Raw genomic sequence first — 12,213 nt, 5'->3', positions numbered from 1 at the left:
GGTAATAGGATTTGATATGGAAAAGTACACAGAAAGGCATATACATTGCCCTCACTGCGGTCAGTCAATCAGAGTCTCCTTAGATGCAAGCAACGGTGATCAAGAACTTTACGACGACTGCCCAGCATGTTGTCATACCATTCATCTGAATCTTAAAGTCGATGAACTCCATGAGAAAATCGATCTTTTTATTGATGATGAAATCGACTAAATCGCACATACCCAAGTGACCTCAAGATGCTTGATTCAGAGCGAGGTCACTGAGTCGTATTCAAGGAAGACAACGAAACGGAATAGCATACCATTTCTTATTTTGTAAGAAGAACGGTTGTCTGACGCAAGAAGTCGGCTCAGTGACACGCTCCCAAAGGGCGAGCGACTTTAACTCTCATACTTTGTTAACGATTCTCAATGTAGAGCCACTATATCTTCGATATCGTTGCCGCTCCTGAGAGCTAGGGTGATCTCGCTGAACGCAGCATCTTGAGGATACTCGGGTATAAGCACTGATTCAAATCTGTACTTAAGATCTATGAGAATATACTCAGCGATTTGTCTTTTTCGTTTCTATCAACTGGGCCATCCCATCTAATCACCCACCTCCACCTGCCCTAACTAAAAGAATTTTATGATTTATATCAATTAGATATACACATTTCTTTTTTTATTAAAACATCGTTAAATAATTGAGATACCTCACAAAAATTGACCAACTTTATAAAAAGACAAAAATTAATATATATGATGAATACCATTATAAATACCTTTAATTGTTAGATGTTTACATACAATCAAACGCTTGTGTTTAGTAATAAAGGTTTAGATTTTTATGACAATGCCTAAGAGGTTCATGACGTGAAATACATCGCTCAAACTGCGAGTAAGTTTAATCGATTACTGACAGCCATTGCTGTTTCATCCATCTTATCTGGCTGTGGTGGATCTGATAGCTCATCAACTACCCAACCAGCAGTTAAACCTACTAGCCCTGTAGTGAAGCCAGCTGTTCCAGTGGTAGAACCTAACCCTACAGTAGAACCCAGTAAACCAGTAGGAGACACAACTCTCCCAGTGGTTAAACCAACATCAATCCAAGATCATACCCCTCCTAAGATTGTCTTAAATGGGCAAAAGATCATGACAGTTCCACTAGGCAGCGAGTTTATTGATCCTGGAGTCAAAGCCACGGATAATGTTGATGGAGACCTGACAGCACGTGTTTTAGTCTCAGGAAAAGTCAATACAGAGACACTTGGCCGTTATCATCTAGAATACACCGTGCAAGACAGTAGTAAAAACACCTCTAAGGTTTCAAGAACTGTTGAGGTTAGGACCTTTGATACCGAACTCCCAACAATATGGCTCAATGGCCCAGAGCTAATTAAGCTAGACATTGGTGACGATTATGAGGAGCAAGGTGCAGGAGCCAAGGATAATCTTGATGGCGATATCTCCGGTAAAATACGTACCTCTGGAAAAGTTGATACCAATACTGCGGGTGAATATGTTTTAGAGTATTCCGTTATGGACAGGTCTGGAAATAGGTCTAAGATTTATCGAACGGTTATCGTCCAAAGAGGTGTCGTATTTAGAGATCCAGAGCTCACTCTATATGAAAATGAATATCAACATAGAATTTGGCTTGATTTAGAGTCTGATTCACTTGATATGTCTGCTCTGGATTTTGAGGTATCTACAAAGTCAACAGCAACGGAGAGTCAAGACTTCGAACTAAGCAAAAATTCAATCTCAACACCCCAGAAATCAGGGTATTTTACCTTAATAATTCATGATGATGATGAACCTGAAGCAAAAGAAACAATTGTCATTAATGTATTAAATAAAGGTGAGTTAATAAAAGAGTTAGAAATAACATTAGACGATACAAATTCAACTGAAATTGTTGATCATGGTACTATTTCTGGTTACGCAGCCCCAGGTAACACTATGGTTGTCCTTGACGATGTAATCTATTCCTTTGAATTTGACAAAGTAGCCAGATATGACCTTGTCAATCACGAAGTGTTAGTCGGAGAAATTCGTGGTTACCAAACTCCACAGGTAGCAGTATATAACGGAGAAATACACTTACTTATAGATGATAAACTGTATCTTTTAGACAAAAATAAACTATCTATAAAAGTTACTTCTACAGCCCCAGTAACCTTTGAAACTCACTTCCTTTCATTTCAAGCAGATAAAGTGACCTCTGTTGTAAATGATACGCTATATGTTTTTAATAAACCTTGGTTGACAAATAACTATTTCAGTTATGATTTCAGCAGTAGAAAGTGGGAAAAATTTACAGATTTACCCAAGGGCAGTGGTTCTATACGGCCAAAAACTACCAAAGTATTTGGTGATGAAGTCTATGTCCTAGATGATAAAAAGAATTACCGTGTTTTTAATACAGCAGATAAGAGTTGGTCCATAACTACTGGCGAAACAAATACTCAGTTTTCTAAACAAGTGCACTTTGTTGGTAAATATGCTTATGACTTTGTAAAAGACAATGATAAACATATGTTTGTACGCTACAACATAACATCGAACATTGAAACTTATGGTAAAAGAAATGAGCGAGTGATGGATTACGCAGTTAACGAGTCAGTTATGTATAAAGGAAGATTTTACTTCTTTAATCAGTACAAGACGAAACTTCTCTCTATGTATTGGGGAGACGAGTAAACAATTACAAATAAACTACGATTAAAAGTCAACACCGGCTGTTTTCAGTAAAAATCAATAAAAGGTGCCGTGCTGGCACCTTTTTATTTACATGCATTAATAGAGCATTAACAGATTATACGTCGTATGTTGTCGAAGCCGTATCGCCGCCTGTGCCCGTCCAGTTTGTGTGGAAGAACTCACCACGTGGACGATCAGTACGCTCGTAGGTGTGTGCACCGAAGTAATCGCGTTGAGCCTGTAACAAGTTCGCTGGTAGGCGTGCTGTTGTGTAACCGTCCAAGAACGTAAGAGCAGAAGTCATACATGGCATTGGAATACCCACTTCCATAGACTTAGCTGCAACTTTACGCCATGCACTCATACAGTTGTCCAAGATACCTTTAAAGTAGGCATCTGAACCTAGAAATGCGATCTCTGGGTTCGCTTCAAACGCATCACGGATGTTGCCTAGGAATGCAGAACGAATGATACAACCACCACGCCACATGAGAGCGACATTACCGTAGTTTAGATCCCAGCCGTTTTCATTTGATGCTTCACGCATTAACATAAAGCCTTGAGCATAGGAAATAATTTTAGAGGCAAGCAGTGCCTGACGAAGTGCATCAACCCACTCTTGCTTATCGCCTTCTACTGGTGTGATTGTTTTACCGAAGAGTTTCTCTGCCTCAACACGCTGCTCTTTCAGGGCAGATAGACAACGAGAAAATACCGATTCAGTGATCAACGTAAGTGGGATACCCATGTCTAATGCATTGATACCTGTCCACTTGCCTGTCCCTTTTTGGCCAGCTGTATCTAGGATTTTTTCGACTAGAGCTTCACCGTCTTCATCTTTGTAGCCAAGGATATCAGCCGTGATTTCAACCAAGTAGCTGTCTAGCTCCGTCTTATTCCAATCAGCGAATACAGCTTGCATCTCGTCTGCAGACATGCCTAGACCATCTTTCATGAACTGGTAGGCTTCTGTGATAAGCTGCATGTCACCGTATTCGATACCGTTGTGTACCATTTTAACAAAGTGGCCAGCACCATCGTTACCCACCCAATCACAGCAAGGCTCACCTGCATCGGTTTTAGCTGAAATGCCTTGGAAGATAGGCTTCACGGCTTCCCATGCTTCTGGAGCGCCACCTGGCATGATTGATGGGCCAAAACGTGCACCTTCTTCGCCACCAGACACACCCGTGCCAATAAAATGAATGCCTTTTTCACGCAATGCAGCAACACGGCGGTTAGTGTCTGGGAAATTCGTATTACCACCGTCGATGATAATGTCACCTTTGTCTAATAAAGGAACAAGCGCATCAATAAATTTATCGACTACATCACCTGCACGTACCATCAACATAATTTTACGCGGTGTTTCGAGTTTCTCTACTAATTCTTCTAGAGAGTAGGCACCGATGATGTTTGTGTCTTTCGCTGGACCTTCCAAGAATTCATCCACTTTAGCCGCAGTGCGATTGTGAGCCACAACTTTAAAACCGTGGTCATTCATGTTTAGGATAAGGTTTTGACCCATTACCGCTAGGCCAATTACACCGATATCACCTTTCATTATTTCTCTCCAATTATCTTTAACTCGACCAAAGACGGCTTATATTACTTTTGCCGCTGCGTCTAAATCTAAATACCACTCAGTTAATCCTGTCTTTGCTTGAATTTTCGCTGCAGGATATGGCAGCATTTCTGCTGGTTGATGGTTAATTTCTTCTATGATGTCGGCTTTACCCGCACCAAGAACTAAATAACTGATACGTTTTGCTGCTTCTAAAACTCGCACTGTTTTCGACACGCGAATTTGTCCAGATTCAGGATGAGTGGCTAAAACCGATAAGTTCTCATCATCATAATTCGTTTGGCCTGGGAACAAAGAAGCAGTGTGACCGTCAGCACCAACCCCAAGTAAAATCCAATCGAATACCGGGGTGCCGTTTGTCATAGGGATGGTCGCTTCCATCTCTTTCGCAAAACGAATCGCCTCTAATTCAGGATCATTTTCACCTAAAATACGGTGAATGTTCTCGGCTGGAATGTTAACTTTATTAAAGAGCAAAGCATTGGCTTCACCGTAGTTACTTTCTGCATCCTCTGGAGAAACACAACGTTCATCCCCCCACCAGAAATGTAAATTTTTCCAATTGATTGACGAGGCATAGTCGTCATGCGAAAGACGCTCGAACAACATCTTTGGTGTACTTCCACCAGATAGCGAAATATGGATTGGTTTTTCCATTTCACTAAACGCTTTCATATCGTTGGCAAGGCTATCTACAACTTGCGCTGCTGTAGGGAAGATCTTATGGTTGATCATAATTCACAGTAGTCCGTATCTGTTAGGTTTTTACAAGGAAAACGCCATGCGCGTTGGTCACGAGAGAGCAAGTCATCTGCTGCTTTAGGCCCCCATGTTCCACAGGCGTAGCCAAACAATGCTTGCGGATCTTGCTTGAAGTCTAGGATCGGTTGAACATATTTCCAGCAAGCTTCAACCGCATCGCTGCGAGCAAACAAAGTTGCATCACCGTTCAATGCATCTAACAACAGACGCTCGTAAGCTGTTAACATCTGAGTCTCTTGTAAGTCAGCATAGTGAAAATTCATTTTTACTTCTTTAGCTTCAAAGCCTGCTCCTGGTTCTTTCAAACCAAAGCTCATCTGAATGCCTTCATCAGGCTGAATACGAATGATCAGTTTATTTTCAGGTGCATTTTGACCAAATACAGGATGAGGAGTCTGTTTAAAATGAATAACAACTTCTGTCACACGAGTCGGAAGACGCTTGCCTGTTCGAACATAAAATGGTACACCATTCCAACGCCAGTTGTTAATGTATGCTTTCAAGCCAATGTATGTTTCTGTTCTAGAGTCATCAGCAACACCTTGCTCTTCGCGGTAGCCTAACAGATCCTTACCACGTACTTTCGATGACGTATATTGACCTAAAACAAGGCTATCTCGTAGTGCATCTTCATCTAATGGTTTTAAGCATTGTAAGACTTTTACAACTTCATCTCGCATGGCATCAGCATTGATTTGTGCTGGTGGTTCCATACCAACCATAGCAAGAACTTGTAATAGATGGTTTTGGAACATATCTCTGACAGCACCGGAACCGTCATAATAGCCCCCACGCTCTTCTACTCCTAAAAATTCAGAACCAGTGATTTCAACATAATCGATAAAATTACGATTCCATAGGGGCTCAAACATGGCATTTGAAAAACGAAATACCAATAAATTTTGTACGGTTTCTTTACCTAAGTAGTGATCAATTCGGTAAATTTGATGTTCTTGGAAATGAACATGAATTTCTTTATCGAGAGTTTTAGCTGATTGAAGATCATAACCGAATGGCTTTTCTATGATTAAACGCTTCCAACCATCATGCTCTTGATTTAAACCATGTGCCGCAAGGCTAGCAGGAATAACACTGTACAAACTTGGAGGTGTTGCAAGGTAAAAAAGAGTATTTCGCTGATCAAATTGGTAATCGACAGCCAGTTGATCTAAACGAGAAACTAACTTAGTGTAATCTGCCGTATCAGAAGTATTGATTGCTTGGTAGTACAGATGATTGACAAATGCTTTCAGCGTTTCTGGCTCAGTTTTCTCCATTTCTTGGAGTGATTTCATCAGTTTTTCTCTGTAGGAGCTATCGCTGTACTCAGTGCGACTGACACCTAAAATCGCAAAGTTTTCAGGAAGTTGTTTGCTCGCATAGAGGTGGTAGAGGGCAGGAATAAGCTTACGGTATGTAAGGTCCCCTGAAGCGCCAAAAATAACGATGCTGCTGTTTTCTGGTATTACCATCATCTTTCCCTTAAAAAATAGGTGCTTATTGTATGCCCGGATACGGCCAAAGAATTGAGCCAACCCTACCAATGACACGCAAAAATAGAAAATGGGCTTTACCTATTACGTTGATAGGTAAAACCAATAAAGCTCAAACCCTTTTGTGTGGTTCCATGAGAGGTTAGATCGGATTCCATCACCTTAAAGTGGTTCAAGTATACCCAAGCATTTTAAATGCCGCTTGAGTATAAAACTCTAGAGTACAAATGGCATTCTAAAGAGTGCTGCATACGACACCAACAGTATTGTCTACGACATTTTGTCTTACATCAATACCTAGCGGCGCAAACGTTTAAATAATGACAGTTTTTGACTTCTTACTTTCAGTAATTAAGCTTAATCTTACTATTTTTAATTACTCTAAAGTAGCAAGATAAGATTCACGATTTGGATCACACATCAAAAAAACAATTCACCAGAATTACAACTCCTTTTACTGTATAACTTCCCATAACAAGATAAAAATCGATTTAAACACTGTTACTTACCTAGCTTAAGAATCATAAAGAAGGTTAATACAACATTATCATGTGTTAAGGCCTAAAGATTTCCTTTCCTACCATTTTTTAACATTATGAGCTTATTCCACAAATGATTGATAAAGAAATCTTCCCGGAAGTAAAGACTCTTACAAACTTGTATTACGAAAAGAGCTACATTGATCGCCATTAAGTTAGCAACAAATCTAACAGATAATAAAGTCTACATTTCTGTACATGACGTGTTTAAATAACATACACTTACTCTTATTCATAAGGGGATATAATTCCCTTTATCTCTTAACAAGCTCTTGATGATCACCTATATTAGAGCTATTACTCTATAATAAAGTAGCGGCCATGACGAAAACTGGAAAACTCTTGATATTGGGCTTTTTATCCAGCTCAATCTCTCTTGCTTGTCATTCAACACCGATAACATTTAACAATGCTTGGAACTTATTGAAAGAGAAAAACTATTCTTTAAAAGCACAACAAGCCAACGTGTCGACTTATGAACATCGACAAAAAGCAACTGACAACCTCGACCTTCCCAATATTACTATTGGCGCTAACTATACTTACCTAGATAATGATGTCACCGTTTCAGGACAACAGCTTCTAGATAGTACAGACTTACCACGCTTACCTGAATTAGATCATCTATTAGCCGGGCTTTTAAATTCCAAGAGTACAATTACCGAACGAGATGTGTTTACTTCTTCCATTCGTGCTATCTGGCCGATTTTTACTGGCGGACGAATTGATGCAGCACAAGCCGCAGCACAAGGCAAAACTGAAGAGGCCAAAAGCCAATTAGCCATGGAGCAACAAGCACGATATGAAGACCTCGCGAAGTATTACTTTTCTGTAATCCTTGCCAAAGAAGTACTAAGCACGCGTCAAGAAGTCGTTAAAGGACTTGAAAAACATCGGCTTTTTGCACAAAAAATGGAACAACAAGGCCAAATTGCTCATGTTGAAACACTTCAAGCGGAAGCCTCATTATCAACCGCTAAAGTAGCAGCCAACAAAGCCGCAAGTAGCCTAAGCATCGCTCAAGCGGCTCTCAATAAACTTCTGGTTCAAACTGATCAGCTTCAACCTACTGAGTCACTATTCATTAATAATAACTTACCGCCTTTAAGTGCCTTTATTGATCAGACCCTTTTGACTTACCCCGGTTTAGATCTTTTAGATGCTAAGAACAAACAAGCAGAAAGCTTACTGAAAGCCGAGAAAGGCAAATATTACCCTGAAGTCTATTTATATGGAGACTACACGTTGTATGAAGGTGATTCTTTAGCCAGTCAAATGGCGCCAGATTGGTTAGTTGGAGTTGGAGTTAACATTCCATTAATCGAATCGAGTGGTCGCAGTCAGCAGGTAAAAGCAGCACAAAGCATGCTTGTCCAAATTGATGCGCTAAAATCCCAAGCTAAACAGGACCTTTCACTTTTGGTCCAGAAAACCTATCAAGAGGCTCAACAAGCGATTGACGAAGTAAAAGGCCTAGATGCAAGCTTAACCTTAGCTAACGAAAACCTCCGTTTACGTCAAAACGCTTTCAAACAAGGTTTATCCTCTTCACTTGATGTGGTCGATGCACAGCTTTATCTTGCCAAGATCGAAACTCAACAATCTGCTGCGCGCTTTCATTATTTAATCGCTCTTGTAAAACTCTTAGCCGTTAGTAATGAAATGGACAGTTTTGCACAATATCAACAAACCGCTTACACCCAAAAACTCAACACAAAAGAGGTGAAATAAATCCATGTCATCGAAACCGTTAAATACTGCTTTGCTTTCACTTTGTGCTCTGGGTGCCATGACTTGGGTCGGCTATCAATTTTACCTCGCCTATCAGCCTGCACCGCTGCGTTTACAAGGTTTAATTGAAGCTCAGCAATACAGTATTTCATCAAAAGTGCCCGGTCGGATCGATCAAGTAATGGTTCGTAAGGGTGATACCATCAGTAAAGGTCAATTAACGTTTACACTTCATAGTCCTGAAATAGAGGCCAAGTTAGAGCAAGCAAAAGCAGGGGAAAAAGCAGCCAGTGCCTTGGCGATGGAAGCTGAAAGCGGCGCTCGTAAACAACAAATACAAGCGGCAAAAGATCAATGGTTGAAAGCCAAAGCCGCCGAACAGCTGATGAGTAAAACTTACCAGCGTATCAATAACCTCTACCGAGATGGTGTAGTCGCTGAACAGAAAAAAGATGAAGCCTATACACAGTGGCAAGCAGCTCAATATACCGAAAGTGCAGCCCAGCAGATGTTCCAAATGGCACAAGAAGGAACTCGACAAGAAACCAAAGTTGCTGCAGTAGAAAAAGTACGCATGGCCGCCGGTGCTGTCGCTGAAGTCGAAGCTTATGCCAAAGATACCGAAGTTTTCAGTTGGTTTGATGGTGAAGTTTCACAAGTTTTATTGCACAGCGGAGAATTAGCCCCTCAAGGTTTCCCTGTTGTTACCGTTATCGATACTAAAGACGCTTGGGCAACGCTCAATGTTAGAGAAGACTTGCTTCCACATTTTACGAAAGGCACGACTTTTAACGCATTCCTGCCTGCATTAGATAAAGAACTGGAGTTCGAAGTGACTCATGTCGCTGTCATGGGAGATTTTGCAACTTGGCGCGCCACCGATGCCTCGTCAGGTTTTGATCTTAGAACCTTTGCTGTAGAAGCCCGCCCTACCCAACCGGAATCTAAGCTCCGAATGGGTATGAGTGTTGTGGTCAAGCTATAAATTCATTGAGACCAGTTTATGACGGTGAACATATCACAACGACAAATTCTTCGTAAAGATGCTTGGTTAGTTTCAAGCTTAACTTGGTTACCCATATTTATCGCGCTGATTGTATGGGGAGTATTCTCTGCCGGAACCGCAAGAAATTTGCCTATTGGCATTGTTGATTTACAACACTCAGCTTTGTCATACAAACTCCATCAAACACTTGACGCTTCACCGACTTTATCGGTTGAGTATCAATTGTCGAGCGCATTAGAGGCAAAGAACGCCATGATTGAAGGCGATATTTATGCTTATGTGATTATTCCCGCTACATTTGAAGAGGATATTCGACAGCATCGTCAACCTCAACTCTCTATTTTTGTAAACAGTCAGTATATTCTAGTGACTAAGCTGATCAATTCAGCCGTCACGCAATCCCTTGGCTATTTTGACGCTCAAATCGAGACTATGGGCTTTTTGGCTAAAGGCAACACGACCTCTTTATCAGCACAAAGCAGTGCCGTACCAATAAGAAACCAAGTCACTGCACTGTTTAATCGGAATACTAATTACGCACAGTTTTTAGTTTCAGCTATTGTCCCCGCAATTTGGCAAATAAGCATCGTTGTCAGTACCATTTTAATTCTTGCTGCCCACTTTCGTATATATGGCCACAACACCAAGTACCCCTTTCTCTTCCTCGGAGCACAGCCATTTAAAAAAGTATGTCAAATTTTAACGTATTATATCCCTGTATTTATGCTGCAAGGAGCGTTGTTTTTACTTTGGTTTTACGTCTTATTAGACTGGCCAATGGCAGGCAGTTATCTTGCTCTCATCTTGGCACAATTTGTTACTGTGCTAGCCTGTATGGTCATGGGGGCTCTGTTTTTCTTTTTAACTATGGATCCTGCCAGAGCGATGAGTTTTGCTGGTGCCTTCACTGCCCCTAGTTTTGCATTTATGGGTATTACTTTTCCCGTCCAAGATATGAATACGCTAGCACTTGCTTGGCGAAGTCTTCTCCCTATTACCCACTATATTGAAGTACAAATTGAACAAGCAAATTATGGTGTGGATACGGCACGCTCAATCCAAATGTTATGGCCCATGCTTGGATATTCGATACCTCTTGTGATAGTGGCACTATTAATCGCAAAACATGCTAAGAAACCGACTGAAAAAAGCGAGCTGAATAATGCTAATAAGGAGGCCGTATGACCTTTTGGCACGTTTTAAAAACAGAATTAAGCGAGATTCTCACCAACCCCGTCGTTGTGCTAACCGTGTTTGGGGGTGTGATTTTTTACTCTTTTTTGTACCCATTGCCTTACATGCATGAAACACCCAGAGAGCAGCCAATTGCCGTCATTAACCTTGATAATAGCCAGATAAGTTTAACGCTTGAACGTATGGTGGATGCCACTCCTCAAGTGAATGTTGTTATGAGATTACCTTCGATCGCTGATGCTAAAAAAGCACTCACAGATAAACAGATCGCGGGCTTTTTAGTGATTCCTGAACATTTTCATAAAGACTTATTACTCGGCCAAAGCCCTACGCTTGCATTCGCCGCCGATGCTTCTTACTTCTTAGTCTACGGGACCATCGTAGAAGGTATTTCACGAGTGAGTGCAACATTGGGTGCTCAGGTCAAAGTGAATAAGATGCTGATAGATGGTACACCTCTTGATATGGCAAGCCAAAATTACTCTGCCTTTAAACTCAATATCAAGCCGACATTCAATCCGACCATGGGTTACATTGAATACGTGGTCCCTGCTGTGTTCATACTTATTTTGCAACAAACTTTGGTCATGGCGATTGGTCTACAAACGGGAACCAATCGAAGCCTGTCTGGTCAGGAACAACCAACATCAACGAATTTAAGAGCGCGTCTTTGTGCTCGAGTCATCATTTTTACTGCCTTTTATTATGTGCTCAGTGCCTATTACTTTGGTTTCAGTTTTGAGTTTCTTAATGTCAATCACCTAGCCCATATGTCGACACTACTCACATTATTGTTGCCATTTCTCCTCAGTTGTTGTTTTTTAGGTTTGTGGCTTGGTTACCTTGTACCCCGTAGAGAATTAGTTTCTATTGTTGTTCTGGTAAGCTCAATGCCTTTAGTATTTTTAGCCGGCTTTGTCTGGCCAGTAGAAACCATTCCAACTCCCCTGTTATGGGTTGCTGACTTGAGCCCAAGCACATGGGCCATCAAAGGATTTTTAGCGCTCAATCAAATGGGGGCAACGTGGCAACAAGTCGCACAATATTGGAGTGCTTTATGGGGGCTAACCATCTTCTGGGGTGTATTCGCTTACTTAATCACGAAACGTAAAGACCGCTGTCAATTCACAACAAAAACACCATGAGTATACCGAAAGAACATCAAGATGCCGTATTCAGCATCGAGTAAACGCGACTAAGATAGAAAGACAGAAC

The 12,213-nt window shown here is 41.0% G+C and carries 10 protein-coding genes; 6 read left to right on the top strand and 4 right to left on the bottom strand.

The features are described from left to right. Positions 1 to 16 precede the first annotated feature (16 nt). Positions 17 to 211 (top strand): CPXCG motif-containing cysteine-rich protein, encoded by a 195-nt coding sequence (locus tag VSA01S_RS03310; protein ID WP_021708427.1) that lies wholly within the window; start codon positions 17 to 19, stop codon positions 209 to 211. 658 nt (positions 212 to 869) lie between these two features. Here the strand turns inward: VSA01S_RS03310 and VSA01S_RS03305 are convergent. Next, positions 870 to 1,061 carry a hypothetical protein gene (locus tag VSA01S_RS03305; RefSeq protein ID WP_145993885.1) on the bottom strand — a complete coding sequence of 64 codons (192 nt, stop codon included), beginning with the start codon at positions 1,059 to 1,061 and terminating at the stop codon, positions 870 to 872. Between the two features lie 10 nt (positions 1,062 to 1,071). Here VSA01S_RS03305 and VSA01S_RS03300 point away from each other — a divergent pair, with 10 nt between their 5' ends. After that, entirely contained in the window at positions 1,072 to 2,688 is a 1,617-nt protein-coding gene (locus VSA01S_RS03300) for a DUF5011 domain-containing protein (RefSeq protein ID WP_145993884.1), read from the top strand. A 115-nt stretch (positions 2,689 to 2,803) separates the two neighbouring features. Here VSA01S_RS03300 and gnd read toward each other — a convergent pair whose 3' ends face one another. From gnd to zwf, 3 genes are read right to left on the bottom strand one after another with little or no spacing between them, the layout of a single operon-like run. After that, entirely contained in the window at positions 2,804 to 4,252 is a 1,449-nt protein-coding gene (gene gnd / locus VSA01S_RS03295) for a decarboxylating NADP(+)-dependent phosphogluconate dehydrogenase (RefSeq protein ID WP_039981153.1), read from the bottom strand. Positions 4,253 to 4,291: 39 nt separating this feature from the next. Then, the gene (gene pgl / locus VSA01S_RS03290) at positions 4,292 to 5,008 is read right to left on the bottom strand and encodes a 6-phosphogluconolactonase (RefSeq protein WP_039981152.1); all 717 of its coding nucleotides are present in this window, start codon (positions 5,006 to 5,008) and stop codon (positions 4,292 to 4,294) included. Next, entirely contained in the window at positions 5,005 to 6,507 is a 1,503-nt protein-coding gene (zwf, locus tag VSA01S_RS03285) for a glucose-6-phosphate dehydrogenase (protein ID WP_039981150.1), read from the bottom strand. Before zwf ends, pgl begins: the two co-directional genes overlap by 4 nt. A gap of 881 nt (positions 6,508 to 7,388) precedes the next feature. Here zwf and VSA01S_RS03280 point away from each other — a divergent pair. Genes VSA01S_RS03280 through VSA01S_RS03265 form a run of 4 tightly spaced genes read left to right on the top strand, consistent with a single transcriptional unit; the run spans position 7,389 to position 12,143 of the window. Then, the gene (locus tag VSA01S_RS03280) at positions 7,389 to 8,798 is read left to right on the top strand and encodes a TolC family protein (protein ID WP_039981148.1); all 1,410 of its coding nucleotides are present in this window, start codon (positions 7,389 to 7,391) and stop codon (positions 8,796 to 8,798) included. Between the two features lie 4 nt (positions 8,799 to 8,802). Next, positions 8,803 to 9,783 carry an HlyD family secretion protein gene (locus VSA01S_RS03275; protein WP_039981146.1) on the top strand — a complete coding sequence of 327 codons (981 nt, stop codon included), beginning with the start codon at positions 8,803 to 8,805 and terminating at the stop codon, positions 9,781 to 9,783. 18 nt (positions 9,784 to 9,801) lie between these two features. Beyond that, complete coding sequence (locus VSA01S_RS03270) at positions 9,802 to 10,989, top strand: ABC transporter permease (RefSeq protein ID WP_039981145.1); 1,188 nt, start codon at positions 9,802 to 9,804, stop codon at positions 10,987 to 10,989. Beyond that, positions 10,986 to 12,143 carry an ABC transporter permease gene (locus VSA01S_RS03265; protein WP_039981144.1) on the top strand — a complete coding sequence of 386 codons (1,158 nt, stop codon included), beginning with the start codon at positions 10,986 to 10,988 and terminating at the stop codon, positions 12,141 to 12,143. Before VSA01S_RS03270 ends, VSA01S_RS03265 begins: the two co-directional genes overlap by 4 nt. Positions 12,144 to 12,213: the final 70 nt, after the last annotated feature.

It is taken from the genome of Vibrio sagamiensis NBRC 104589 (genome assembly GCF_007990935.1).
GTDB lineage: Bacteria > Pseudomonadota > Gammaproteobacteria > Enterobacterales > Vibrionaceae > Vibrio > Vibrio sagamiensis.
The sequence above is the reverse complement of the archived record's forward strand: the minus strand, read 5'-3'. Positions and strand labels throughout refer to the sequence as shown.

Bases quoted from the DNA above. Each gene is read 5' to 3' on its own strand.
- VSA01S_RS03310 (WP_021708427.1), top strand. From the start codon at position 17: ATGGAAAAGTACACAGAAAGGCATATACATTGCCCTCACTGCGGTCAG.
- gnd (WP_039981153.1), bottom strand. From the start codon at position 4,252: ATGAAAGGTGATATCGGTGTAATTGGCCTAGCGGTAATGGGTCAAAAC.
- pgl (WP_039981152.1), bottom strand. From the start codon at position 5,008: ATGATCAACCATAAGATCTTCCCTACAGCAGCGCAAGTTGTAGATAGC.
- zwf (WP_039981150.1), bottom strand. From the start codon at position 6,507: ATGGTAATACCAGAAAACAGCAGCATCGTTATTTTTGGCGCTTCAGGG.
- VSA01S_RS03280 (WP_039981148.1), top strand. From the start codon at position 7,389: ATGACGAAAACTGGAAAACTCTTGATATTGGGCTTTTTATCCAGCTCA.
- VSA01S_RS03275 (WP_039981146.1), top strand. From the start codon at position 8,803: ATGTCATCGAAACCGTTAAATACTGCTTTGCTTTCACTTTGTGCTCTG.
- VSA01S_RS03270 (WP_039981145.1), top strand. From the start codon at position 9,802: ATGACGGTGAACATATCACAACGACAAATTCTTCGTAAAGATGCTTGG.
- VSA01S_RS03265 (WP_039981144.1), top strand. From the start codon at position 10,986: ATGACCTTTTGGCACGTTTTAAAAACAGAATTAAGCGAGATTCTCACC.